General features: G+C 44.8%; 24 protein-coding genes. 12 read left to right on the top strand and 12 right to left on the bottom strand.

The features are described from left to right. Positions 1 to 19 precede the first annotated feature (19 nt). The 4 genes from N5C46_RS08270 to N5C46_RS08255 all read right to left on the bottom strand — a co-directional run bounded on the left by N5C46_RS08270 (position 20) and on the right by N5C46_RS08255 (position 3,284). On the bottom strand, positions 20 to 709 hold the full coding sequence (locus N5C46_RS08270) for a response regulator (protein ID WP_261751623.1): 690 nt from the start codon (positions 707 to 709) through the stop codon (positions 20 to 22). Between the two features lie 12 nt (positions 710 to 721). Further along, entirely contained in the window at positions 722 to 2,305 is a 1,584-nt protein-coding gene (locus N5C46_RS08265) for an ATP-binding protein (protein ID WP_261751622.1), read from the bottom strand. A gap of 183 nt (positions 2,306 to 2,488) precedes the next feature. Next, positions 2,489 to 2,926, bottom strand: a complete 438-nt coding sequence (locus N5C46_RS08260; RefSeq protein ID WP_261752312.1) for a hypothetical protein — start codon at positions 2,924 to 2,926, stop codon at positions 2,489 to 2,491. A 19-nt stretch (positions 2,927 to 2,945) separates the two neighbouring features. Continuing rightward, the gene (locus N5C46_RS08255) at positions 2,946 to 3,284 is read right to left on the bottom strand and encodes an ASCH domain-containing protein (protein WP_261751621.1); all 339 of its coding nucleotides are present in this window, start codon (positions 3,282 to 3,284) and stop codon (positions 2,946 to 2,948) included. 185 nt (positions 3,285 to 3,469) lie between these two features. Here N5C46_RS08255 and N5C46_RS08250 point away from each other — a divergent pair, with 185 nt between their 5' ends. From N5C46_RS08250 to N5C46_RS08230, 5 genes are all read left to right on the top strand, one after another. After that, complete coding sequence (locus N5C46_RS08250; protein ID WP_261751620.1) at positions 3,470 to 4,408, top strand: DMT family transporter; 939 nt, start codon at positions 3,470 to 3,472, stop codon at positions 4,406 to 4,408. A 74-nt stretch (positions 4,409 to 4,482) separates the two neighbouring features. Further along, positions 4,483 to 5,004: a ferritin gene (locus N5C46_RS08245; protein ID WP_261751619.1), complete on the top strand. Its 522-nt coding sequence runs from the start codon at positions 4,483 to 4,485 to the stop codon at positions 5,002 to 5,004. Between the two features lie 123 nt (positions 5,005 to 5,127). Continuing rightward, positions 5,128 to 5,664, top strand: a complete 537-nt coding sequence (locus N5C46_RS08240) for a DUF3189 family protein (protein ID WP_261751618.1) — start codon at positions 5,128 to 5,130, stop codon at positions 5,662 to 5,664. A gap of 96 nt (positions 5,665 to 5,760) precedes the next feature. Beyond that, positions 5,761 to 5,904 carry a hypothetical protein gene (locus N5C46_RS08235; protein WP_261751617.1) on the top strand — a complete coding sequence of 48 codons (144 nt, stop codon included), beginning with the start codon at positions 5,761 to 5,763 and terminating at the stop codon, positions 5,902 to 5,904. Positions 5,905 to 6,022: 118 nt separating this feature from the next. Further along, positions 6,023 to 6,658, top strand: coding sequence for an FMN-dependent NADH-azoreductase (locus N5C46_RS08230; RefSeq protein WP_261751615.1), 636 nt, complete (start codon positions 6,023 to 6,025; stop codon positions 6,656 to 6,658). A gap of 51 nt (positions 6,659 to 6,709) precedes the next feature. Here N5C46_RS08230 and N5C46_RS08225 read toward each other — a convergent pair whose 3' ends face one another. The 4 genes from N5C46_RS08225 to N5C46_RS08210 all read right to left on the bottom strand — a co-directional run bounded on the left by N5C46_RS08225 (position 6,710) and on the right by N5C46_RS08210 (position 10,930). Beyond that, positions 6,710 to 7,984, bottom strand: coding sequence for an MFS transporter (locus N5C46_RS08225; RefSeq protein ID WP_261751614.1), 1,275 nt, complete (start codon positions 7,982 to 7,984; stop codon positions 6,710 to 6,712). 31 nt (positions 7,985 to 8,015) lie between these two features. After that, positions 8,016 to 9,311, bottom strand: a complete 1,296-nt coding sequence (locus N5C46_RS08220; protein ID WP_261751613.1) for an alkaline phosphatase family protein — start codon at positions 9,309 to 9,311, stop codon at positions 8,016 to 8,018. A 165-nt stretch (positions 9,312 to 9,476) separates the two neighbouring features. Further along, entirely contained in the window at positions 9,477 to 10,268 is a 792-nt protein-coding gene (locus tag N5C46_RS08215) for a polymer-forming cytoskeletal protein (protein WP_261751612.1), read from the bottom strand. A gap of 26 nt (positions 10,269 to 10,294) precedes the next feature. Beyond that, on the bottom strand, positions 10,295 to 10,930 hold the full coding sequence (locus tag N5C46_RS08210) for a YhbD family protein (protein ID WP_261751611.1): 636 nt from the start codon (positions 10,928 to 10,930) through the stop codon (positions 10,295 to 10,297). A 203-nt stretch (positions 10,931 to 11,133) separates the two neighbouring features. Here N5C46_RS08210 and N5C46_RS08205 point away from each other — a divergent pair, with 203 nt between their 5' ends. The 3 genes from N5C46_RS08205 to N5C46_RS08195 all read left to right on the top strand — a co-directional run bounded on the left by N5C46_RS08205 (position 11,134) and on the right by N5C46_RS08195 (position 16,246). Continuing rightward, on the top strand, positions 11,134 to 13,185 hold the full coding sequence (locus tag N5C46_RS08205; RefSeq protein ID WP_261751610.1) for a catalase: 2,052 nt from the start codon (positions 11,134 to 11,136) through the stop codon (positions 13,183 to 13,185). Positions 13,186 to 13,385: 200 nt separating this feature from the next. Further along, positions 13,386 to 13,814, top strand: coding sequence for a hypothetical protein (locus N5C46_RS08200; protein WP_261751609.1), 429 nt, complete (start codon positions 13,386 to 13,388; stop codon positions 13,812 to 13,814). Between the two features lie 293 nt (positions 13,815 to 14,107). Further along, positions 14,108 to 16,246 (top strand): ATP-dependent Clp protease ATP-binding subunit, encoded by a 2,139-nt coding sequence (locus N5C46_RS08195; RefSeq protein ID WP_261751608.1) that lies wholly within the window; start codon positions 14,108 to 14,110, stop codon positions 16,244 to 16,246. A 146-nt stretch (positions 16,247 to 16,392) separates the two neighbouring features. On the opposite strand, the gene N5C46_RS08190 is transcribed toward N5C46_RS08195, so the two are convergent. Both N5C46_RS08190 and N5C46_RS08185 read right to left on the bottom strand, forming a co-directional pair. Then, positions 16,393 to 16,905, bottom strand: a complete 513-nt coding sequence (locus N5C46_RS08190) for a CBO0543 family protein (RefSeq protein WP_261751607.1) — start codon at positions 16,903 to 16,905, stop codon at positions 16,393 to 16,395. A 112-nt stretch (positions 16,906 to 17,017) separates the two neighbouring features. Beyond that, entirely contained in the window at positions 17,018 to 17,761 is a 744-nt protein-coding gene (locus N5C46_RS08185; RefSeq protein ID WP_261751606.1) for a Cof-type HAD-IIB family hydrolase, read from the bottom strand. Between the two features lie 161 nt (positions 17,762 to 17,922). Between N5C46_RS08185 and N5C46_RS08180 the strand changes: the two genes are divergently transcribed. Next, positions 17,923 to 18,234, top strand: a complete 312-nt coding sequence (locus tag N5C46_RS08180) for an MGMT family protein (RefSeq protein WP_261751605.1) — start codon at positions 17,923 to 17,925, stop codon at positions 18,232 to 18,234. 11 nt (positions 18,235 to 18,245) lie between these two features. On the opposite strand, the gene N5C46_RS08175 is transcribed toward N5C46_RS08180, so the two are convergent. Next, a complete protein-coding gene (locus tag N5C46_RS08175) occupies positions 18,246 to 18,428 on the bottom strand; it encodes a hypothetical protein (RefSeq protein WP_261751604.1) in 183 nt (60 codons plus the stop codon). A gap of 232 nt (positions 18,429 to 18,660) precedes the next feature. On the opposite strand from N5C46_RS08175, the gene N5C46_RS08170 reads away from it, so the two are divergent. Together N5C46_RS08170 and cphA are read left to right on the top strand one after the other, a co-directional pair. After that, the gene (locus N5C46_RS08170; RefSeq protein ID WP_261751603.1) at positions 18,661 to 19,455 is read left to right on the top strand and encodes a cyanophycinase; all 795 of its coding nucleotides are present in this window, start codon (positions 18,661 to 18,663) and stop codon (positions 19,453 to 19,455) included. 14 nt (positions 19,456 to 19,469) lie between these two features. Then, positions 19,470 to 22,100 (top strand): cyanophycin synthetase, encoded by a 2,631-nt coding sequence (gene cphA / locus N5C46_RS08165; RefSeq protein WP_261751602.1) that lies wholly within the window; start codon positions 19,470 to 19,472, stop codon positions 22,098 to 22,100. Positions 22,101 to 22,181: 81 nt separating this feature from the next. Here cphA and N5C46_RS08160 read toward each other — a convergent pair whose 3' ends face one another. After that, positions 22,182 to 23,801, bottom strand: coding sequence for an ABC1 kinase family protein (locus tag N5C46_RS08160; protein WP_261751601.1), 1,620 nt, complete (start codon positions 23,799 to 23,801; stop codon positions 22,182 to 22,184). A gap of 222 nt (positions 23,802 to 24,023) precedes the next feature. Between N5C46_RS08160 and N5C46_RS08155 the strand changes: the two genes are divergently transcribed. Beyond that, positions 24,024 to 24,365 carry a VOC family protein gene (locus N5C46_RS08155; RefSeq protein WP_261751600.1) on the top strand — a complete coding sequence of 114 codons (342 nt, stop codon included), beginning with the start codon at positions 24,024 to 24,026 and terminating at the stop codon, positions 24,363 to 24,365. The last annotated feature ends 276 nt before the right edge of the window (positions 24,366 to 24,641 follow it).

The following is a 24,641-nucleotide window of genomic DNA, read 5'->3' as shown; positions in this document are numbered from 1 at the left end:
CTTGCCTCACTGCTTTCTATTATGGTGCAAAGTATCTCCTCTGTGGTCTGCCTACACCACCGTACGTCAACTCTACACTGATTTTCTTTTGTGAAACCAGGTACTCCAGATAACGCCTGGCAGTAGTCCTGGTGACACCTACCTCGGCGGCCATTTCTTCTGCAGTGTAACCCCGAACGTCATTCGTTTCTATTGCTTTATGAATGGACTCCAATGTAATCATATCAATCCCTTTTGGGGGATCTGGTACAGTCCGGATGCTGCCGCTACTCTTCTTCCGGTTAAATAGATTATCCACATCGTGCTGATTCTCCACTTGTGGATCATTCATTCTCTCTTTATACTGCTGGTATTTGAGGAGAGTTTCTTCAAATCGGTTAAAGATGATGGGCTTCAAGATATAATCAAATGCACCGCCACGAATGGCGTTTGAAATATGCTCGGTTTCCCTGGCTGCTGTAACGAGGATGACATCAGTGTTACGGTACTCTTTTCTGATCTCCCATAGAAATTCACTGCCCGTCCCATCCGGGAAGTAAACGTCAAGGAGTATCAAGTCCGGATTGACGACAGGTAACACTTTTTTGGCTTCTGTGATGGTGGTGGCAATCCCACCTACCTGAAACCGCTCCATTTGAGTGATATACGTACTGTTGATTTCAGCTGTCTGAATGTCATCTTCTATAATGAATACGTTCCACTTACGCAATTCATTCGCCCCCTATTGCTGTTTTGGAATGCTGACCGTAAACAGGGCTCCCCCAAGCTCACTTTTATCAATTGTAATATCCCCTTCTAGATGCCTGACACTCTTCTGGACGAGGTGAAGACCGATTCCCCGGTCCTTACCCGTTTTAGTGGAGTATCCCTTTTTAAATATGGATTCAAAATCCTGTATTCCTTTACCACTATCTTCTATTTCAAAGATGAAATCATTCCCAAGATCCGTCATGAATAATTGAACATGTCTTTTATGTAGGGGATAGGATAATACTTCATCAAATGCGTTATCAAGTATATTCCCAATGATCGTAATCAATTTTTCCCTCTGTATATCCGTAAGCGGCGTAGTGATCGAACTATCAGGATGAATCGAGAAAGATACCTTCAATTCCTGAGACCGATTGTATTTTCCGATAATAAGACCGGAAAGTACGGGATCCGGTACGGCTTTCAATAAAAACTGAATCAGTTCCTCATAACCCGATGCCTCTTCCTGTATGAGGGTCAATGCTTCATCATGATGACGAAGCTGAATCAGGCCGGCAATCGTATTCAATTTATTTCGATACTCATGGGTCTGGGACCTGAGGATGCCTGCATATTCTTGAACCTGTGATAGCTCCTTCGTAAGCTGATCGATTTCATCCTTTCTTCTAAAACTGGCGACTACTCCTACAATTTTTTCTTCTTCAAAAATCGGCAGCCTGTTGACGATGAGGTCATGATGATTCAGAGAAATCTCGTCGTCAAGCTGACTTTCCCTAGTTTCCAGTACATCTACCATTTTTGTATCAGGAATGACGTCTAAAATATACCTGCCTCTATTTGAATGGTGATGATTGATTGCAAGAATGCTGTGAGCTTTCGCATTGATTTCAGTGATCAATCCATGCTGGTCGATGGCAATGATCCCTTCACGTACCGATTCAATAATCGCCCGCTTTTCCTTGAACTGCATGGCGATTTCTTTAGGCTCCAAACCGAAGATTGCTTTCTTGATCCCTTTTCCTATGAAAAAGGAGCCGATGATCCCGATTAAAAGGATGATAGTGACGAGTATTAACACCTTTGTCCGGTAAGGAATGACAATATCATGGATACTGTCTTCAAGAAATCCGACTGATACAACACCGATGATTTCATTTTGATTGTTTCTGATCGGAACTTTTCCCCGGACAGAGGGACCGAGTGATCCGGTCGCATGAGAAACGTAAGAATCCCCGTTTATTAAAGCCCTATCATTGTCCCCACCAACCATCTTTTTTCCAAGACGTTCAGGCAAGGGATGGGAATAACGGACAGAGTCTTTATTGCCCACCACAATGAAAGTGGCCCCGGTTTCTTTCCGGATATCTTCCACTAAGGGCTGGATGATATCTTCGGGCTGCTTTTGATTGAATGCTTCGATGAGAGCAGGCATCTTGGAGACTGATTGTGCCACGGCAAGAGCCTGTTTTCCTTTCAAATCTGTCAGTGTCCCAGATAACATTCGAAAGAAAATCACCGACAGGGATAAAATCAAAACGGAGAGAAGAGTTAATACAATGAAGATAATCTTGGACTGAAGAGTGAATTTTTTCATCAAAGCTTCCTTCTTTTTTGAAAATTCTATTATTACTAGAATAAAAGAGTTGGAAGGTTTGTACAAGGGCTGATGAAATATACGGGGAATGAGTAGAGTGTTTTTATATCGAAACAATGTCATGAAATAAAAAAGCGTGTACCAGGCACAATCATCCCCGATTGTACCTGGTACACGCAAAAATTACACCCACATACCCGGTTTCACCACCATAAACCACAGCATGGCCAGGAGGAGAATGAGATAAGTCCAAACGGTCCGATGTAACTTTCCAACAAGCTTTTCCCTGTCGGCACCTTCCTCTCCGAACTTCCTTAAAGTCGGCGAAAATGCCCGTGCAAGAAAGAAGAGAGAACATAACATGATGACGAGGGTCATGATGATCCACGGCGTCGTCCAGGTCCATGGTCCGAGAAGCACGAGGAGAATCCCCGTTCCGACTAAGACGTGCCCTGAATGCTTGGAAAGCTGCACCGTGTACCGGAATGTATCCAGGTACGAAGGCAGGGTGGACCGGGAAGCGGTCCGTAACTTGTTCATCGTCAAGAGAAGTAAGAAAAATGGCCCGATGGAAGCCACGACACTTATGACATGAAGATAGATCAGAGTTCTATATAGCAGTTGCTCCATGGGAAGTGCTCTATTCTGTCACTAAGCTAAATTCGTGGACCCATACTCTCATGTTGGGGTGCCACGGCATTCCTGGATGATAAGAAAGGATGGCGTTTTTATAATCCTCCACTGATTTAAACCCTTCTTGCTTGGCGTGATCGTCTGTCAGTTCACCGAGTGACTGTGAATAGACGCTGTTCACTATGTATTTCTTTCCTTGAAGCTCCATGATTTCCCCGATATCCGCGTATCTTCCGTTTCGACGGGTCGCCGTTTTCGTTCCTTGAAGCACTTTTTCAACGTCTTCCGCTTTTGTGACTAAACGCTCGATGGTACATGTTTTTGGTGGCAATTCTTGATTTGTCATGTTAAAAAACCCCTTTCGACCTATACTATAGCATAGTCTTGGGTCGGGGAGAATAAAGGTGTTGTCTATTTCAGGGCTGAAATGTCCCTTTTGTTTCCAAAAAAGGATTTCTATCTCTAGTCGGAATGGCTTTCGGGTGCTATGATTGGATGAAATATCCGATATAGAAAGAAGGCTCCGACGAATTGAAAAAATGGCAAACGTATATCATCCTTGTGTTCATCATGCTCATATGGGGCTTTAATGTGCCGGCTTTAAAAACGCTTGTAAGCGAATTTACACCTGTTACAATCACCTCGCTGCGCATTTTCACAGCAGGGGTTACAGTATTCATTCTCCTCGGCCTGATGGGAAAGATCAGGAAGCCGACAGCACAGGAATTCCTGTTCATCATTACCGGTGGTCTGCTAAATGTGGTCAGTCATCATTATTTTTTATCCGTCGGGTTAACCGGAACGTCGTCTACAAACGGTGGACTGATCCTTGGCACGGGGCCATTATTAACGGCTCTAATGGCGACAATCATCCTCAGGAACCGGCCGACCGTGATTAAGATCATCGGGTTTCTTTCAGGTAGTGTCGGTGTGACGATCATTGTACTGTCGGGAGGGGAAGGACTCGGTGGACTGAAGATAGGGGACTTGTTCATTTTCATCTCCATTTTTTCTCAGGCGTTGAGCTTCATCATCATAAGCCGTGCCGCCAAGACGTTGGATCCCCGGTTATTGACGGGTTATATGCTTGTGTTTGGTTCTGTCGTTCTGTTTGTCATAAGCCTGATCACAGAGCCGGGAGGACTGAAACAGTTAGGCGATGCACCGGCCGCCATATGGGTGCTGTTTTTTGCCTCGGCCATATTGGCCACAGCAGTCGGACATATGATCTACAATCATTCGATTGGAAAATTAGGGGCTGCCGAAACATCGATTTTCCTTAATCTCAATACCTTTTTCTCACTTCTGGGAGCGGCGGTTTTTCTTAGTGAAACCGTGACGATCTATCATCTGTTCGGACTGGTGTTCATCGTTCTTGGAGTCGTGTGCGGGTCCGGGACCCTCGAAGAATTTGTGGTCAGAAGAAAACAAAAGCGGTTCCTCGAGGGGAAACAACATCACCATATGTAGGTTTAATGAATCCATCATAATTATTACTTTCCTTCAATAAAATGAAGAGTCAAAATATTTTAAGGAGGAAGGGTATGCTTAACGAACAAATTCAAAAGCTCTTAAATAATTTGATTGGAATCGAGCACGTGTCTACTACTCTGTATCTTGCCATGTCAGCCTATATGGCGAATCAGAATTATACAGGAATGGCCAGTTGGCTGAGACTACAGTCGGAAGAAGAGCGAACACATATGTTAAAGCTTATCGACTATGTGACAGACAGGGGAGGGCTAGTCGATCTTCAGCAGCTTCCTGCGCAGCCGAAAGAGTATGGCACCCCTCTTCAAACGTTTCAAAAAGTGCTGGAGCATGAGCAATTCGTGACAAACTCCTATCAACAAGCGTACAACTATGCCGCCCAAAATGATCAACAGACTGCTGTCATCATTCAGGAATTTCTGAGAGAACAGATTGATGAAGAAGCTCAGGCACTGACGATCGTAGACCGGTTGAAACTTGCCGGAGATAATCCCGCCGCTCTATTGGTACTGGATCAGGAACTTGGTCAGCGTACAGCAGCACCTGCAGCCGGTCCAGCTCCTGCGGGTGGTTGATTCTATCGTGTATTCCTGCTTTCCCATTCGTGGGAGCAGGTTTTTTTATTGAATTAACATGAAAAGGGATACTCTCCACCCCAACCGTTCATACTGAAGAAAACGACTTTTATAGGTGATCAGATGATTTATATATACAACGATTTCGGTGGCACTCATACCACATCCATGGCTGCGGCTTATCACTTACAATTATTGAAACCGGGGAAGTTAACGAAGAAGGAGATCCTTTCAGTTCCTTATTTTAACCAGCTTACAAAGAAAGACACGGGACACATTCTCTATCATGGAACGGACGACGAAGGTCATCCCGTCTATACGATCGGACGAAGGAATTCCAAGTATGTGGTCCCTGCCTTAACCGATCTGAGTGGCATTTTGCTGAATCGATACGGACAAGAAGAGAAGATCATCATTTCCAATACTTCACCGACCGTCCCTCCAATGATGACAGCGGGAGGTTTCTTCTCAAGGGAACTGAAGATCGATTGGATCGGCGTGCCCCTCCTTGTGAAAGGGGCGAAGCAATGCCATGGTCTCATTCAGCACCTCGTGGAGGAAACAAAGCATGTGGCAGCATCATCCCCTGAACAGGTCGTGGTATTAGAAAATAAAAAATATCAATATAAAATGGGAAAAAAGGATATCTTCTGGAAGTGAAGCATATTATAATAAGTAAATACTACCGGGTAAAAGGTCTGTGCTGAATGGACCTGTACATAATGGTCATACTATAGTAAAACGGAGGTGTCGAGATTGGAAGGTAAACCATTTCACTTTGATGGCAGTCACCATTTCGCAGCAGGGGAAGCACAAGAAAACACTCCATTTGAACTAACAGACGAAATGAGAAAAAATATCGGGGGAAACCCGTTTGAAGTACCAGGTGAAGAAGAGTAAGCATCGAATGCTGTCCTAAAGGGCAGCATTCTTTTTTTTAACCGTTCAAAAAGGATAATTCCATTCATATCTTCACAAAATACGATTGTGAGTTAATAGAAGAAAGGATGGATGATGAATGGCAAAGGTATTATATATTACCGCGCATCCTCATGACGATACCCAATCGTACAGCATGGCGGTTGCGAAAGCATTTATGGATACGTATAAGGAAGTGAACGGGGATGATGAGGTGATTCACCTCGATTTGTACCGGGAGCATATTCCCCATATCGATGCGGATGTCTTCAGTGGATGGGGGAAGCTTCAAGCAGGTAAAGGATTTGAGGAGCTTTCCATGGAAGAGCAGAAGAAAGTAAACCGCTTGAATGAACTATCCGATCAGTTCATCGGGGCTGATAAATACGTGTTTGTGACCCCTTTCTGGAATTTTTTATTTCCACCGGTGATGAAAGCATATATCGATTCCGTGGCAGTGGCCGGGAAATCGTTCAAGTATACGGAACAGGGACCGGTTGGCTTATTGACGGACAAGAAAGCGATACATATCCAGGCCCGTGGCGGTATTTACTCTGAAGGACCGGCAGCAGGCATGGAAATGGGGCATCGTTATTTAAGCCTTATCATGCAGTTTTTTGGTGTGCCTTCCTTTGAGGGTGTATTTGTGGAGGGACATGCGGCGATGCCTGATAAAGCACAGGAAATCAAGGAAGATGCGATTGCCCGCGCGAAAGACGCAGCACATACTTTCTAATTGAAATGCTTAAGAAAGAGCCTGAACATAAGCGTTCAGGCTCTTTTTTCTTTATACGATGGCTGACTTCTCGACGTCAGCTTCTGTCGGTTCGGGTACGAAAGCAAGGATGACAATCCCTATGATAAAGAGGATGACAAGACTGAATACTCCACTGTTGGACGCACCGGTCAATTGTGCGGTGACTGCCACTAATAAGGGCCCGAGAATCGATGCAAATTTACCGAAAATATTATAAAACCCGAAGAATTCGTTGGCATTTTTCTTCGGTATCAGCTTCGCAAAATAAGCCCTGCTCAGTGCCTGGATGCCTCCTTGTGAAGAAGCGACGAGCATGGCGAGGATCCAGAAATCCATGGTTGTCTCTAAGAAATTGGCGTAAATGCAAACGATGATATACACTGAAATGCCTACATACAGCATCTTTTTACCCGTGAATTTTTCAGCCAGCCTTCCATAGAGAATCGCGAATGGTCCAGCCACCACCTGGGTCACAAAAAGGATGATCAAAAGGTTGGTGGAGGTGATCCCAAGATCCGACCCGTACGCCGTGGACATGGTGATGATGGTGCCGACACCGTCAATATAAAAGAAGTAAGCAAGCAGGAATAAAAAGAGTGCCCGGTATTTTCTGATTTCTTTCATCGTTTTGCCAAGACGTTTGAAGCTGTTCGCGACTGGGCTTTTTTCCCGTTGGATGAAGTAGCGCTGATGGACATTCTTTAATAGCGGTATAGAGAAGAGACCCCACCATAAAGCGGTGATCACAAAGGCAATCTTACTGGCGGAGGTAACGGAGATGGGAAGGGTCCCGTTCTGGGATAAGATGATGATGGCGATGCTTAGGATGAACGGTATCGTGCTCCCGATATACCCGAATCCAAATCCACGTGACGATACACGATTCATCCGTTCTTCCGTCGTAACGTCGGTCAGAAAGGCATCGTAGAAGACGTTCGAACCGGCTGAGCCGACTGCTGCCACTGTATAAAAGACTAAAAGGAGCAGCCATTGATCGCTCGGGACGAAAGCGAGGAGGAGGGTGAACGTCACACCCAGTGCAAAGAAGAAGGAAAAGAACTTCTTCTTATATCCCTCATAATCGGCGATGGTCCCAAGGATGGGGCCGATCATGGCCAGGATGAAGGTCGCTATGGCAATGGTGTATCCCAAATAGGCCGTTGAATTAGCGGCACTGACACCGGCATTTGTAGCAGCCGCTTTATAAAAGAGCGGAAAGACGGCGGTGGAAATGATGATGGAATACGCTGAATTGGCCCAATCATAAAAAATCCAGCTGCTTTCTTCTTTCGAAAAACGTTTCATGGTTTTTCCCCCTAAGGAAACAGAATCTTCATTAGATATCCAATACTTCTTCAATCATTTTTCCGTCAATATCTTCTAAGGTGAGTCCGAGCAATCTGGCAAATGTCGGTCCTTCATCAATGAGACCCATGGAAGGAATCTCGAGGTGAGGACGAATTCCTTTTCCCGCCGCCATGAAGATCGTGGAGTAGTTCTCCTTTTCCGGAGAATAGCCGTGAGAGCCATACGTGTAACGCTTATGCTTCACATCTTCCGGAGTGATTGTGTGGATGAAGGAACCATCCAGTGCATCTTTAAAATAAAACCCGAGTCTGGCTTCGAGCATGAACGAACAGTGTTCATCGGCCCCTTTCCGGGCAGCTTCTTCTCCAGTGAGTATGGATTCGATTCCATTGGCCGGATCTGGTTGTAATCGTTCCAATAGCGCCTTCACTTCTTGTGTCGAAACGGGATCCTTTGTGTACACATAAGCAGAACCATCACACCCTTTGCAATATGCTTTCCAGTCAGTGACCTTCCCGCGGTGGCTTACGTTGATGAACCCCTTTTCTTTAAGGAGGGTGTTGAGTTGGACGGCCTTCGATTCATCGAGGGCACTATGATCACCAAGGGCTACGATCGTCGACTTATCATAGATGCCGTTGTCCCTTAACGCTCCTACGATCCTTCCCAATCTGTCATCATGGCGGCGGAGGGCTGCATGTGCTTCCTCAGAAGAGAAACCATGGTAATGCCGCTGGGTATCAAGGTCCGTAAAGTGCACAAGCAATAAATCTGGTTTCCTTTTGATTGTTTCAAGCGTCGATTCGAGGACGAAATCATCCAGCTCAGGTTGATTCAAGCCTTTGCGCATATGGCCAAAAAGACGATTCATCTGCAGTTGGAAGAGGGGACTCCCATTCAAAAGTGAAACGAGGATTTGATTATGCCAGGGCCGATTGGCGAAGATTTCCGGCATATTATAATCGATATCCGCATTGGCTGTCACCGGCCAAAGGAGGGCTGCCGTCTTCATGCCCCCCTTCTTTGCCTCGTCATAGAGGGTGGTACCCTTAATGGATTTACGGTGCCAATGCCAGTCCGGCGATTCCCTGCCAGGCTGGAGGAGTGTATTATTCACCACACCGTGGCGATTGGGGTACTTTCCGGTTACGATCGTGGCGTGACAGGGATACGTGACAGAAGGATAGATGGTTTCAACCCTTTTGCAGTACGATCCATGTGCAAGCAGCTCCTGGAAGTGGGGAAGTCCCTTTAGAATCGGAAAGTCCAGGGCAGATAAACAATCGAAAGAGATGATGATGAGGTGATCCGTCAAACGTTCCATAAAGTCCTCCAATATCCTCGCAGGATTGTACTATATACCTATTAATATAGCAGAACATTCAGAATAAAAATATGAAATTTCGATTATGGGGAGATGAAGCGTATGTAAAGAGTCGGGGAAAATGAAAAAACAGGGATGGCCGCGCCACACCCTGTCACTGTTCCGTCAGATTTTCACTTTGTTTCTGATCGAGCTGTCCTTGTGTATCTCGATGGTGCCGGAGTATTCTACCGTATCGATTTCACAATTCTCGCTGATTACGACGTTTTTTCCGCGAACGAGTTTTGCCTTCGTATTTTCAAGATAGACTTCGTCCCCTTCGATCAGTTCGGAAAATAAGTAATCTTCCTTTTGAAGAAAGAAGTTGACTACCTGTTTTAGTAGTTTGCTTGAAGAGTGGTGAGTCACTGAAATTTTTTCACCGCCGATTTCTTTAATGGATGATTTATGGTTGATCTCAATCTGGACATTGTCGGCGTTCAGCAATCCATCAATATGCACAGAGCCTGAAGTTGAGAAGGTTTCGACTTCACAATCCTCTCCAACCGTTAACGATCCGCTCGCCCTGATCAATCCGCCCTGAATTTTTCCACCTACCTTGCATGAGCCGCTCACCTTGAATTTTTCAACGATCAGATTCCGGGTCACCTTACTGGATCCACTTATCGTCATGTCGGATGCCATCACGGATCCTTCATATTTGGAACTCCCGCTCGTTGTTATTGTTTCGGCTTTCGTATCTCCTTCGATGGAGGAAGAACCGCTTGTTTTGATCAGGCCTGCTTTAATATCACCTGCAACGGTGCCGGAACCCGATATTCTCATTTCACGGCAGTCGATATCCCCTGCGATCTTCCCGCTTCCACTGATCTTCACTTCATCAAATTGTCCGCCGCCGGATGTTCCGGACCCGCTGATCTTCAAGTCATGAAGCTTTTTCTTTTCCACTGTATTCATGCATTTCTCCTCCAATTAAAGGGACGTCAGATCCCCTTTGTATTCGTTAACGTGATTTTCAATTCTTCCATCATTTGTTGCAGATCGAATCTCAATACGACTTGAGCCGTATGGTCCACAAGAAAGTCTGAAGGGAGGGGCAGGAGCATCCACATATACTCCTCACTTTTCCGGATACCGATCAGCTCAAGGGAAGATTCTTTCAGTGGTGTAAACTTCTCATGAAGAAAAAGATAAAGGGTTTGCTGAGCTTCTTTAGGGATTTCTAACCTATGGCACTTTTCGATGATCACCATATGCAGGATGTCCTGGAAATCGTACGCTTTTCTTGCTGGTAATAGGGATGTACAGAAAGCCATGGTGTGTTCTGAAAGAATGTTGTGCGACGATAGTTCTTCTTCACTGACTTCGATCCTCGCGGGATTGGGTGAAAAGAAATCCGAAAGCTCATCCAGGGAGTAATCATCTTTCATTTCTTTGATTGCATCGATCCGGGCAAGCATCTTCTCCCTCGGGAAGAAGGTCTCCTGACCGGTGTAGCTGGATTTCTTGATGAACCATCCTTCCGGAATGATATTCTTACGTTTCCAGCGGTAAAGCTGTCCGTAGGATATCCCGGTCAGTTCCAGTACTTCCTTTTTAGAAATAAAATCGGTTTCCATGGGGATCTCCTCTTTTCGAAACAAAACATTGTTACGTTACTGTAGATTCAGTTTAACAGAACAATGTTACGCAGTAAAGGAAAAAATTAAAAAAATCATAAATCCCGACCTTCCAATAAATGTTTACATCAATCCATCAAGGGTACTAGATAATCAGAATGTTTTACATAGTAAACATTAATAAACATGAGAGGGATGAAAGAATGGGAGACGATCGTCGTACGAAGGTGAATGGTAAAAGTAAAGATGAACAGCTTGAACAGTATAGAGTGGATGACGAAGGAAAGCATCTGACAACCAATCAAGGGCTGAGGGTATCAGAGGATGAGTTTTCCCTGAAAGCCGGAGAGCGTGGACCTACTTTAATGGAGGATTTTCATTTTCGTGAGAAGATGACCCACTTCGACCATGAACGGATCCCTGAAAGGATTGTCCATGCCCGGGGATTCGCGGCACATGGGGAGTTCGAACTCTATGACTCTATGAAAGAATATACAAGGGCTAAATTCCTTCAGGACACGTCGACAAAGACACCTGTATTTGTCCGCTTTTCCACAGTGGCGGGATCCAGGGGTTCTGCCGAGGCAGTGCGTGATGCCCGGGGATTTGCCACTAAATTTTATACAGAGGAAGGGAATTACGATCTGGTAGGGAACAATATTCCCGTCTTCTTCATTCAGGATGCGATCAAATTTCCGGATCTTGTTCATGCCCTTAAACCTGAGCCACATAACGAAATGCCTCAGGCTGCTTCTGCCCACGATACATTCTGGGACTTTATTGCAAACAATCAGGAGTCCGCTCATATGGTGATGTGGGCCATGTCCGATCGGGCGATCCCCCGCAGTTTCCGTATGATGGAAGGCTTTGGTGTCCATACATTCCGTCTGGTGAACGAGGAAGGGAAAGCCCATTTCGTGAAATTCCACTGGAAACCTGTACTCGGAACACACTCACTCGTTTGGGATGAAGCACAGAAGATTAACGGAAAAGACCCTGATTTCCACCGTCGTGATCTATACGAATCCATCGAGGGAGGGGACTATCCGGAGTATGAACTGGGTGTTCAGCTCATCAAGGAGGAAGATGAGTTCAACTTTGACTTTGATGTCCTTGACCCTACGAAGCTATGGCCGGAAGAGGAGATCCCTGTGAAGATCGTCGGGAAAATGACGTTGAACCGCAATGTGGACAATGTGTTTGCCGAAACGGAGCAGGCGGCATTCCATCCTGGATCTGTTGTGCCTGGAATCGATTTCTCCAATGATCCGTTGTTACAGGGACGCCTATTCTCCTATACAGATACACAATTAATCCGTCTCGGGGGACCAAACTTCCACGAGCTTCCGATCAATAGACCTGTGTGTCCTTTCCACAATAACCAGCGTGATGGATACGGACGCCATACGATCAATAAAGGACCGGTGAGCTATCATAACAATTCACTGGCTCATAATACACCGGCCCCTGCTTCTGAGAAAGAAGGCGGGTACACCCACTATCAGGAAAAGATGGAGGGCAGGAAAGTACGTACAAGAAGTGAAAGCTTCAAGGACCACTTCTCTCAGGCTACACTATTCTGGAATAGCATGAGTAAGCCGGAGAAGGAGCATATCATTCAAGCCTTCAGCTTTGAGCTGGGAAAAGTGAAAAGCAAATCGGTTCAGAAACAGATCGTCGATATGTTTGCAAACGTCAGTATGGATCTGGCAAAAGGTTTTGCGGAAGCGATCAATATAGAAGTACCTGAAGGAAAAGGATCGAAGGTTACGAAATCTTCCCCGGCTTTAAGTCAGGAAAACACGAAAAAGAAGCCGGCTACCCGCAAAGTCGGTGTCATCGTAGGGAATGGCTTCAAAGGGGAAGAAGTGAGCCGTGTCCTCTCTGCCCTTAAAGAAGAAGGGATTCAGCCTGAAATCATCAGTGACAAACTGGGGACGCGCAAAGGTGATGACGGCACAGAGCTTGAAGTGGACCACACATTCTTAACGGGAGAATCGGTCTTATTCGACAGCCTGTACGTTGTAGGTGGAGAAAACGTAGATAAGAAATTCTCTCAAGATACCACCTACTTTGTAAAAGAAGCGTATTCTCACTTTAAACCGATCGGTGCCACACATGAAGGTTTACACTGGCTGGAAGAAGCAGGTGTGAAGGGTCCGGGCGTGGTAACCGGGGAAGACATGAAGTCATTCGCAGAGGACTTCACTGCAGCCATCGCAGCACATCGGCATTGGGATCGTGAATTAGTATAAAGATAGTAGAAATAGTAACGGGAAAATGCTAGACCTGCTCTTTAGGTCTAGCATTTTTTTATGGTTGAAATAGCCCTTTTTACTAGAAAATAGACGTTTCTATCATTCGAAACTAGCAATACATACATAAGATAACCATGTAAGGTGCTTTACAAGTACTGAATAAGTGAGGGATTTGCAATAAGATGGAGGGGAAATCTATGAGTGAAAAAAATAATCCACTAGAAGGACTAATGGATTTAATCAATCAATACACAAAAGAAGATGGAAGTAAACTGGATCTGGAATCGGCAAAAGAGAAATTAAGCTCATTACTGAGTGAGGATCATCTCAAAGGACTGTTAGATTCTCAAGGAAAGGGTTCTCTGGATGCAATGGCTTCACTTGGAAACTTAGGGGGCATGGCAAATGTGATGAATATGATCCCAATGGTTGAAAAGGTGGTGAATAAGCATATGTATAAAAAACCTTGTGAATCCTATAAGCATGATGATTGTAAAAAAGACAAGCATCAAGACATCAAAGATCTTCTAGAAGACATTCTATGCGAATTGAAAAAGATTAAAAACTGCACATGCCATACAAAGAAGCATGAGTGCTATAAAGACAACTGGGAGCATTGGTATTAATAGAGTCGGCGGACATGCCGGCTTTTTTGTGTTTTTCAGGAGTGGAGTATCAATAAATCAATTAATTGATTTATCTATCCAACCCTACTATACTCTTCAATCAACGGGAAAGTGGGAGCTGAGAAAAAATTTCCATAAGCAAAAATGTTGAAAGTCAAAAAAGGTCAAATTATACTGTATTCATAAGGTCAAATAAAGTCAAAGTCAAACATAGTCAAATTCTAAAATGACCTTAACCATAAACCAATTAACAAACCATTTTATATATAACAAGACAACAGGAGGTCATGTTTATGAAATGCCAAGTATGTCATCATAATCAAGCAACGGTTGAAGTTTATACGCAACTGAATGGTAAGAAATCCAGTATGAAAATGTGTTCTGCTTGCTTTCAAAAGCAGCAAACCCCTTCTGGCATTCACGGAGGATTCCCGTTTGATGAATTGTTCAAAGGTATGAGCATGGACGGAAGTCCTGACCATGGATTCCAAAACCAGCAACAGCCATCTTCTTCAGCTCAAGGGAAAGGTGGGAATGGTGGAAACGGCATCCTCGATCAGTTCGGACGTAATGTCACTGGAGCCGCTAAAGCCGGTTTGATCGATCCGGTTATCGGTCGAGACAAAGAAGTGGATCGTGTGATTGAAATCCTGAACCGCCGCAATAAAAACAATCCGGTACTGATCGGTGAACCCGGTGTCGGGAAAACAGCCATTGCGGAAGGATTGGCACGTAAAATCGTAGCAGGCGATGTGCCGTCAAAATTATTAAACAAAGAAGTATATGTGATGGACGTTGCTTCCTTGACCGCCGGTACAGGTGTACGGGGTTCATTCGAGGAACGGTTGAAAGCCATCATCAGTGAATTGCAGAGTCGTGAGAACGTCATGCTCTTTATCGATGAAATCCATCAATTAGTGGGAGCAGGTTCTGCAGAGGGATCCATGGATGCAGGGAATATTTTAAAACCGGCGCTTGCCCGCGGTGAACTGCAGGTGATCGGTGCGACAACCCTTAAAGAGTATCGTCAAATCGAAAAAGATGCGGCACTCGAACGTCGTTTCCAGCCTGTCATGGTCAATGAGCCCACTCCGGAAGAAGCCATTGAAATTCTCAAGGGTTTAAAAAGCCGCTATGAAGACTATCATGGGGTGAAATTTACTGATGAGAGCATCGAGGCTTGTGTGAAATTGTCACATCGTTATATTCAGGACCGATTCCTGCCGGATAAAGCGATTGATCTCATGGATGAGGCAGGTTCAAAAGTGAACCTTCTATCTGAAGGCAAGGATAAAACGGCCATACACAAAAAATTACATGAAGTAAGAGTGAAGAAAGAGCAGGCAACGAAAGAAGAAAATTATGAGCAGGCAGCAATCCTGAGGGATGAGGAAGCGTCCTTGGAGAAGCAGCTTGGGCAGGAATCCTCTGATTCTAAGGCACTTGTTGAAAAGGACTTGATCCAGGCAATCATTGAGACCAAAACAGGCATTCCTGTTGGAAAGCTTCAAAGTGATGATCGCAAGCGGATGAAATCCCTTGAAGAAAACCTTGCTCATAAAGTGATCGGACAGGATGAAGCCGTGAAAAAAGTGGCGAAAGCCATCCGACGAAGCCGGGCAGGCTTGAAAGCAAAGCACCGTCCGATCGGAACATTCCTATTTGTCGGACCGACGGGTGTCGGGAAAACGGAATTAACGAAGACATTGGCTGAAGAGTTGTTTGGATCTAAAGATTCCATGCTCCGACTTGATATGAGTGAGTATATGGAGAAACACTCTGTGTCTAAACTGATCGGATCCCCTCCTGGCTATGTGGGTCATGAAGAATCCGGTCAACTGACTGAGAAAGTAAGAAGAAATCCGTACTCCATCATACTCTTGGATGAAATTGAAAAAGCACACCCGGATGTACAGCATATGTTCCTGCAGATTCTTGAAGACGGCCGTCTTACGGATAGTCAGGGCAGAACGGTGAGCTTCAAAGAAACTGTGATCATCATGACAAGTAACGCCGGGGTGACGGATAAGAAGGAAGCCGTCGTAGGTTTCAATACCGGTGGCACAGATGCCATTAAAGAAACGAATATTCTTCAATCGCTGGGTGCCTACTTTAAACCGGAATTCCTGAACCGATTCGATAGTATCATTGAATTCGAATCTCTGGAAAAGGTTGAGCTGCTGGAAATTCTTGATCTGATGCTGAATGAATTGCAGGCTGAGCTCAAGGAGCAGGGGATTACCGTGGAAATTGACGGAGAAGCGAAGCGCAGACTCGTGGAGCTCGGATATCACCCTGAATTTGGTGCAAGACCATTGCGCCGGGTGATCCAGGAAAGAGTGGAAGATAAGATCGCCGACTTCCTTCTTGATGAAGAAGGCGTAACGGAACTGATCGTATCAGTTGAAAATGATGAGATTATCGTGAAATAAACAGGGAAAGGAGCATCCGGAATGGGGATGCTCCTTTTCTTTATTCTTTTCGTTTCAAAATGGCGATATAAATGGCCATCGTTATATACACCCCAAGAATCGAAACTATAAATACAGGTGTGGAAAAGGAACTCATGAAAACACCCTCACTTTAATTCATGAAAAGATGGATGGAAGATCAACAGAAGGATGCCGATGATGGGAACAGAAAGGAGGAGTGCAAGCAGCGGTTTTTTGTGATGCAACCCCAAAATGGTAAACATGATGATGTTAAATACAGCAGACCATCCCAAATTCCAGCCATTTTCGTAAAGGAAAAGCCCTTTTTTATGAAATAAGTACTCGAGAAATGTAAAATAAGCGATCCAGCTTGAAACGTAAACAATCTTCTTTTTCCGGTAAGGAAAATAACGGAGATAGATCATAATCACCACTGGAATGATGAAAAAGGTAAAAACAAGATCGATCAATGTATGATTCAGCCAGTCTACCGTCACCGCTTTATATTCCCATAAGGTGTGGTTATAAAAAATCACGTTATAGGTGAGATTGCAGATAATATAAAACTGCACCGTTGGATAATAGTCCTTCCAGCGTTTCCAATCAATAAAGAACTTTGCAAAAAGTAAATAGACAACGACGATCAGTAATAAGTACATAGTTGGGTACAATCCTTGTTTTTCCATTAGTATAGACGTTACAGGAGAGGAATAGACCCGGTGAAAAGAGAAAGTGCCTGATTCGATAGAGAATCAGGCACTTTTACACTAGTTAGTTCATTTCCTTCAGTACTTTATCGATTGCCTGAGCGACACCGTGATCAGTATTGATCCCCGTCACCCAGTCCGCTGCTTCTTTCACTGCTTCCTGAGCGTTGCCCATGGCCACACCGAATCCAGCTTCTCGGATCATCGCGATGTCATTCATACTGTCCCCGACTGCCATGACTTGATCCATTGAAAGGTCCAGCCATTTACACACTTTTACCAGGGCAGCGGCCTTATTGACCCCTGCTGGATTGATTTCGATGTTGGTTGGTGAGGAGTTCGTAATTTCAAGTGCTTCATTCTTCACCAGTTCATCCAACATGACTTTGCGGACATCATCATCCTGGATATCAAAGCCAAACTTCAGCCAATTATAAGATTCGATATCCTGCTCAAAAGGTTTCCTGCTATTGAATAAGCCTTGGGAAGTGGAAGACCAGAAATACACATCATGCTCTTCTTTAAGCGCCCATAGCTGCTTTACAAGATCAATATCAAGGGGGATGCGGTCTACAAGATTGTATTCATAATCGTAGATCTCCCCGCCATTCACGGTGACAAGATAAGATGAACGACCAAGCTCATCTGAAATGTCCCTGCATGTAAAAAGAGAGCGTCCTGTACTCAATACAACATGAATTCCCTTTTCCTTTGCCCGCTGAATGGCTTGTTCGTTTTCAGGAGATACCTCGCCCTCATGGTTGACGAGTGTCCCATCCATATCCAGTGCAATCAGTTTAATATCCATTATTCTTATCACGTCCTTCTATTCATTCATATACAGTTTAATATAAAGAGAGCGAATCTTCTAGGAACGTGACTTGATGAAGACATGATATCCTATATTCTGTACTTCCTATTTCCATAAGGGTCATACATAATTGAAAGGAAGAAGGGAGGTGAACATGCATGAAGCCGTTTACCGAACGGGCGGTGAACATCATAGCCGATATTCCTCCGGGAAAGGTCATGACATACGGACAAATTGCGGAGCTGGCAGGTAGCCCCAAGGCTGCAAGGCAGGTCGTGAGGATTCTCCACTCCATGAGTGAAAAGTATAAACTCCCCTGGCACAGGGTTCTGAACAGCAAAGGGGAAGTCGGATTTCGTGATGAGGAGCAAATGATGACTCAGAGACTGTCCCTGGAAGCGGAAGGGGTCCACTTTATAGGAAATAACCGGATTGAACTGTGGAAGTATCAGTATCACCCTGAATCATAGAGGAACAAATTTCAATCTAACAAGCCGAAAATAAGGGCAAATAAAGACATAAGGCCCGTGAACCCAATGATTACATAACCGATAATCCGGATCCCGAGTGGAAGACTCTCCTTTCCGGGCTGGTTCATGGGCGCCCCTTCAATTTTAGACATATGGTCGGTCACATCATTGAACGGTTCTTTACGATTTGTCATGGTATCCCTCCTGTAAATATATTACTATAAATTTAAAATCGAAGAAAGTGATCTTATAGCCAGATGGCCAGGTCTTCACCTTCAGAAAGGATTGGACCTGGTCATGTTCTGTTTTTATATAGGTTTAATCAATGGTAAACAGGGGTATAGATGCTTTGTTGAACACAAAATATATTTTTAATTTTCTGAACTATTTTTGGAAATTAAATGAGAGCGAAGAGGTTGATGGAGGATGGCAAAAGGTGATTTGCTGATCATTGGTGGCAACGAGGATAAAACGGATGAGAAGGTCATCTTATCGAAGTTCGCTACAATATGTCAAAATAGACAAGGTCCGATTGGGATCGTTACGACTGCTACAGCTTATCCGGAAGAAGTGGGGAATGAATACGCAAGTTTGTTTCACACCCTTCATGGAACAAAACCACTATTGCTCCATCTGGATTCCCGCGAGAAAGCGGATGATCCTGAATTGATCGAGCAGCTTTCCTCTCTATCGGGGTTATTCATGACAGGCGGAGATCAACTCAGACTCACGAGTCTCCTGGGGGGGACAACCTTCTATAAACACTGTCTTAAAGAATGGAAGGGAGGTCTGGTCATAGGCGGGACCAGTGCAGGGGCTGCCGTCATGAGCAGGTTGATGATCATATCATCCAAAATCTCAAAAAAGCAGGATGTCTCGATCCTCGAAATGGGATCTGGCTTCGGATTTCTCGAAGACGTCATAATAGATCAGCACTTTTCCCAGCGTGACAGGTTTTCAAGGCTGATGAGGGCGATTGCATTAAATCCTCAAATTATCGGGGTGGGGATCGATGAAAATACAGCGATTTGGGTCAACAGTGAACGGAATCAATTTGAAGTGATCGGTGAATTCAATGTGAGCATTTTCGACGGGAAAACGTCTTCCTATATAGATGTTGCTGAAAATAAAGAGAACATGACCATATCAGATATTCGTTTTCACACATTGGGTGAGGGCGCGATCTTTGATTTAACCAAAAGGGAATTAATTATATCTTAAGGAGAGAACATTTAATGAAAATCAATCGCGTCAACTACTTATCCGGTCCTAACTTATACAGCTTCAAGCCGACGATCTGCATCGAACTCGATATAGAGGAGTTCGAAGAAAAGCCCTCCAACCGATTGGAAGGATTTACCGACACATTGCTGAAGGTCATGCCGTCCCTGTTCACACACACCTGTTCAAGGGGGTATGCAGGGGGATTTGTGGAACGCTTGTATGAAGGGACGTGGATGGGTCACATCCTTGAACATATCGCACTGGAAATCCAGCATCTGGCGGGAATCACTGTAAAGCGCGGCAAAACAATCACGAGCGAACGGAAAGGGATTTATTTCGTGACATACGATTATGTGGAAAAGAAGTCCGGATATTATGCGTTTACAGCAGCGATGGAAATCGTAGAAGCCATCCTCGAACATAAAGAGGTCAGTGCCGAACCTTACATATCAGAAACTTCCGATCTCTATCATCTGCATAAAATGGGGCCGAGCACAGAGGCCATCTTTCAAGCCGCCAAAGCACGGAAGATACCAGTCGAAAGAACGGGAACAAACAGCCATTTAAGGCTCGGGACCGGTAAGAAACAAAAATTCGTACAGGCGACCATTTCAAGTCAATCCTCTTATCTTGCTGTAGAGGACTCCTGTGATAAAGATGCGACGAAAATGTTATTGAAGAGTGCAGGTCTGCCAGTGCCAGAGGGGGATGTAGTTTCAAACGAGTACGAGCTTCTTCAGTCTGCAGGAAAGATCGGATTCCCACTCGTAATCAAACCAGTCAATGGACGCCAGGGACAAAATATCGTGACGGATATCCAGAATGAAATGGACCTGTTAACGGCCTTCCGCTGTGTATACAGTGAAGGGACTGACTATATCATTGAACGTTACTATAAAGGAAAGGACTACCGATTCCTTGTCGTGAACAATGAACTCATAGCAGCCAGTCTTCGCCAGCCTCCCACGGTAATCGGTGACGGGAGAAAAACAATAAAGGAATTAATTGAAAGCGAAAACAAAAATCCTTTGCGTGGAGAGGGACATGAGAAAGCCATGAGCAGGATTCCCCTGGATGAACGAACCGTTGTACATCTGGAGAAGGAAGGACACTCCCTGGATACTGTCCTTAAAATGGGACAAAGTCTTGAGGTATTGGGGAATGCGAACCTTTCCACCGGTGGTTCAGCCATTGACGTGACAGATGAGGTTCATCCTCATTACCGCAAGATGGCAGAAGGAGCTGCGGTTGCCATTGGTCTTGACATTGCCGGAATCGATATCCTTTCAACGGATGTAACCGTCCCATTCGAAAAGGGGGCTGCAGCCATCCTTGAAGTGAATGCTGCGCCTGGGATACGGATGCACCATTATCCTTCAGAAGGAAAAAGCCGGGACGTCGGGGGAGCGATCGTTGACTATTTATTCGAAAATCGCGAGGAAGCGGCCATCCCGATAGTCGCTGTGACAGGAACGAACGGTAAGACAACGACCTGCCGGTTGGTCTCCCACTTATTACAGAAGGAGGATGTAACCGTCGGCTTCACATGCTCTGACGGCGTTTGGATCGCCGAACAACAAATCGATGAAGGCGATTGCAGCGGTCCAAAAAGCGCCAGGAAAGTCCTCTCCCACCCTGGTGTGGACGTTGCCGTACTTGAAACGGCCAGAGGCGGCATGCTGAGGGAAGGTCTGGCTTTCAGGCACTGTGACGTGTCCATCGTCACTAATATCAGTGAAGATCATCTGGGATTGAATGGCATAGATACACTGGAGGATTTAAAAAAGCTGAAGCAGACGGTGGCCGAAGTGGTTCTACCAGGAGGGTCGTGCGTATTGAATGCGGATGATCCGAGATGTGTCGAAATGGCCACTCAAACGTATGGAAAGGTTATCTATTTCTCATTATCTCTTTCAAATCCAGTGATACAGGAGCATATTGAAAGTGGGAATGAGGCTTGGTACATGGATGAAGGATGGATCATGCATACCTGTGAGGGGAAAACGGAACGATTTTTGCCGGTCTCCCATATTCCCATCACCATCAATGGTGCTGCCAAGTATAATGTCTTGAATGTGCTTGGTTCTCTTGCCGCTGCACATTCTTTAGGGCGCCCACTCTCCGAACTTAGAAGCAAGGTGATCAGTTTTCTACCGACTGAAAATCAGAATCGTGGACGATTCAATGTTCAAATCGTACAAGGAAGGACCATTATTGTGGACTACGCCCATAATCCGGCAGGCTTAAGGGCATTATACGATACCATTGCCCATCTGAAGGATGGAAGGGTCATCACGGTTGGCTCAGCTGCGGGAGACCGGAAAGACGAAACGATTCAGGAAATGGGAAGGATTTTTGGAAAGCATTCTGATATCTTCATTATCAAGGAAGATCTGAATTTAAGGGGAAGGACTCCGGGAGAAACCATCCATTTGCTGACCAGAGGGGTGGATGAATCCAAAGGACATCCAACGATTCATGTGCAACCGGAGGAAATCCATGCTTTGTTCATGGCGTGGGAGATGTCACAGCCGGGTGACACCTTACTGTTTCTGTATGACGACTACGCATCGATTCAAACCTTTATGGATTCCGTGATGAAGAGCTCAGTATCAAGGAGTGAATTTCAGAGGGCTGAATAGAATCGTACTTAAAAAGTATATTAATAAAGGAAAAAAGCTCAGAGTCGACTCTGAGCTTTTCATTTAAATGGACAACTCTCACTACAGTTGTCCATTTTTGAGTTTTTTCAACCAGTTTCGTTGCCTTCTGGCAATAATCCAATACCCTGCGACACCAAAAGCGGCTAGGCCAAAGCTTCCTTGCCAGATGACCTCCATACCGAGCGCAAGTCCTGTGAATCCCCCGATGCATCCTGCAAGTAAAAGGACAAAAGCCTGCTTCTTTTGACCCTCGAATAGTTTAAATTGAAACCCGTTTAGCTGATGATGATCCTTTTGTTCCAATGCTTTTTCAGGTAGATCCAACAACTGCCTTACTTTCTGAACGGTCTGAAAAAGAGGTTGGGCGCTGACCCATTTCATAAGAAGCTCCCATTTGTTCGTGTTCCCATCCTTCACCCAATCCATAAAGGCTGGTTTAACGACATCAAGGGTTTCTTCATCCGGGCTCAATGTGTGGACAAGTCCTTCGATGGTGGCGAAGGACCGCCCTAAAAAGATAAAGCGGGTCGGAACCTGGACAGGAAGTGATTTCACCATTTCGTTGATTTCCTTCTTTACTGATATCAGATCCATCTGTTTAAACTGCTCCATATCCAGAGTGACAAATTCCTTTAGCACAGGCTCAATCGTCTTCGGACTGGCGTCTGGAAGCAGGAACCCCAATTCTGCAAGAGCCTCTGAAGCTTTCCGGAAATTCTTTAAAAGAACCCCTTCGAGGAGGTTTTGGAAATGGGCTGAATCCCTTTTTGAAATTTCCCCGATCATCCCGTAATCCAATAAAACGAAAGTACCATCAGGCTGAAGCAGAATGTTCCCGGCATGGGGATCGGCATGGAAGATTCCGGGCTCGAGCCACTGAGGGAGGAAGAGACGGAATAGCTCCTGTGCAAGCTTCTGGCCATTCAGTCCATACAAATCAATCGCTTCTCTATCATTCAATCGAACCCCATCGACCCATTCCATCACCAATACTTTATCTGTACAGAGTTCAGGATACATAGTCGGGATCTTCACATTGGCATGATCTTTAAACCTCTGTTTAAAAGAAATGCCGGTACTCATTTCTTTGGAAAAGTCGAGCTCCTGCTCGATGACCTGCTTCAATTCTTTATATAGCATTTTAAAATTAATGAACCCCTTCGGCATGGGAGCAAAATGCCTGGCAAACCAGATGATGATGGACAATGTCCGAAAATCGGTCTTCACAAGTGAGGGGATCTCCGGTCGCTGCACCTTGATGGCCGCTTGCGTGCCATCAAGCAATGTCGCTTTGTACACTTCCCCGATGGAAGCCGAGGCGATGGCTTCTTGATCAATGTTCAGTACCTTAGAAGAAACGGGGCCGCCCCATTCCCCTTCAAGAACCGATTCAATCTTTTCCCAAGGGGAAGGAGGTACATGGTCAACCAAGTCCTGAATTTGATTGATGAACCCTTTCGGAAGCAGATCCTCCCGTATACTTAACAGTTGTCCAACTTTGATCAACACGCCATTCAGTTCAAAAAGGGTTTCCTTGAACTCTTTCCCGATTTGTTCCCAAAGCTTTTCTTTTTCCCATTGGGACTTACCCCGCAGCCGGTACCAGTAGACCCTGACCACGATGGATAAGGCAAGTGATAATACCTTCCACATTCTCCAAAGCTTGTTCTCTGACTTCATCATTTCATCCCCCGTAAACGGATATCTGTCTCTATTATGTAATACGTGTGGGAAATTAGAAAGTTTCGGTTTTTGTATTATCAAAAAATAGCGGGTTGTATTTGGGTTTTTATGGTAAAGTTAATGCGTACGGGATTTATTGCAACATAAGCGATGTATAACTATGTTACGTTATACAAACCAAGTTAGGTTTTGGTAAAAATATCAATTGAGGTGGAGTATATGAAACTGGCTTTTCTATGTCATCCTGTAACAGATTTAAAGAAATCCCTTATTTATTATCGAGACACATTAGGGTTTGAAGAGGCTTGGAGAGAAGGAGATCATACCATTGCCCTTAGGCTGCCGGGAACGGATGTTCAACTAATGATTGAAAATGATGAGCCTGAATTAGGACCAGGCGGAATTTTTATCGTAGACAGCGTAGATGAATATTATGAACATCATCAGGAAAAGCTCCATTTCATTAAAACTCCATGTGATATTCCCCCAGGAAGATATGCCATCTATCAAGATGATAGTGAAAATTTAATCCGGATCATTGATTTGAGTAGAGAGCGTTAACTACAGCGGCCCGCTTGTTCACCTGTTAAAATTCCGTTGATTTTTGACAGGTGAAGATTGGCTGAACTTTAACAGTCAAATAAGAAAGGTAATTCAGCTGCTGATTTTTGCTTCTATTTCAGCAGCTGAACTCTTCCTAAATTCCAGGATTTTGACACCTTTGTGAACGACACGAAAGCCTATTGTATTAAGGGGGGAGAAGAGGTATATTAAGAGTGTAAAGAACATGTGAAACATTTCACAATAACACGATATAAATCACAACAGGTCATCTTA

This window comes from Rossellomorea vietnamensis (assembly GCF_025398035.1).
Classification (GTDB): Bacteria; Bacillota; Bacilli; order Bacillales; family Bacillaceae_B; genus Rossellomorea; species Rossellomorea vietnamensis_B.
The sequence above is the reverse complement of the archived record's forward strand: the minus strand, read 5'-3'. Positions and strand labels throughout refer to the sequence as shown.

Bases quoted from the DNA above. Each gene is read 5' to 3' on its own strand.
- N5C46_RS08220 (WP_261751613.1), bottom strand. From the start codon at position 9,311: ATGGAACGTTTGACGGATCACCTCATCATCATCTCTTTCGATTGTTTA.
- N5C46_RS08245 (WP_261751619.1), top strand. From the start codon at position 4,483: ATGCTTAACGAACAAATTCAAAAGCTCTTAAATAATTTGATTGGAATC.
- N5C46_RS08195 (WP_261751608.1), top strand. From the start codon at position 14,108: ATGAAATGCCAAGTATGTCATCATAATCAAGCAACGGTTGAAGTTTAT.
- N5C46_RS08215 (WP_261751612.1), bottom strand. From the start codon at position 10,268: ATGAATACAGTGGAAAAGAAAAAGCTTCATGACTTGAAGATCAGCGGG.
- N5C46_RS08255 (WP_261751621.1), bottom strand. From the start codon at position 3,284: ATGACAAATCAAGAATTGCCACCAAAAACATGTACCATCGAGCGTTTA.
- N5C46_RS08210 (WP_261751611.1), bottom strand. From the start codon at position 10,930: ATGGAAACCGATTTTATTTCTAAAAAGGAAGTACTGGAACTGACCGGG.
- cphA (WP_261751602.1), top strand. From the start codon at position 19,470: ATGAAAATCAATCGCGTCAACTACTTATCCGGTCCTAACTTATACAGC.
- N5C46_RS08265 (WP_261751622.1), bottom strand. From the start codon at position 2,305: ATGAAAAAATTCACTCTTCAGTCCAAGATTATCTTCATTGTATTAACT.
- N5C46_RS08160 (WP_261751601.1), bottom strand. From the start codon at position 23,801: ATGAAGTCAGAGAACAAGCTTTGGAGAATGTGGAAGGTATTATCACTT.
- N5C46_RS08205 (WP_261751610.1), top strand. From the start codon at position 11,134: ATGGGAGACGATCGTCGTACGAAGGTGAATGGTAAAAGTAAAGATGAA.
- N5C46_RS08240 (WP_261751618.1), top strand. From the start codon at position 5,128: ATGATTTATATATACAACGATTTCGGTGGCACTCATACCACATCCATG.
- N5C46_RS08175 (WP_261751604.1), bottom strand. From the start codon at position 18,428: ATGACAAATCGTAAAGAACCGTTCAATGATGTGACCGACCATATGTCT.
- N5C46_RS08225 (WP_261751614.1), bottom strand. From the start codon at position 7,984: ATGAAACGTTTTTCGAAAGAAGAAAGCAGCTGGATTTTTTATGATTGG.
- N5C46_RS08190 (WP_261751607.1), bottom strand. From the start codon at position 16,905: ATGTACTTATTACTGATCGTCGTTGTCTATTTACTTTTTGCAAAGTTC.
- N5C46_RS08155 (WP_261751600.1), top strand. From the start codon at position 24,024: ATGAAACTGGCTTTTCTATGTCATCCTGTAACAGATTTAAAGAAATCC.
- N5C46_RS08230 (WP_261751615.1), top strand. From the start codon at position 6,023: ATGGCAAAGGTATTATATATTACCGCGCATCCTCATGACGATACCCAA.
- N5C46_RS08185 (WP_261751606.1), bottom strand. From the start codon at position 17,761: ATGGATATTAAACTGATTGCACTGGATATGGATGGGACACTCGTCAAC.
- N5C46_RS08180 (WP_261751605.1), top strand. From the start codon at position 17,923: ATGAAGCCGTTTACCGAACGGGCGGTGAACATCATAGCCGATATTCCT.
- N5C46_RS08200 (WP_261751609.1), top strand. From the start codon at position 13,386: ATGAGTGAAAAAAATAATCCACTAGAAGGACTAATGGATTTAATCAAT.
- N5C46_RS08170 (WP_261751603.1), top strand. From the start codon at position 18,661: ATGGCAAAAGGTGATTTGCTGATCATTGGTGGCAACGAGGATAAAACG.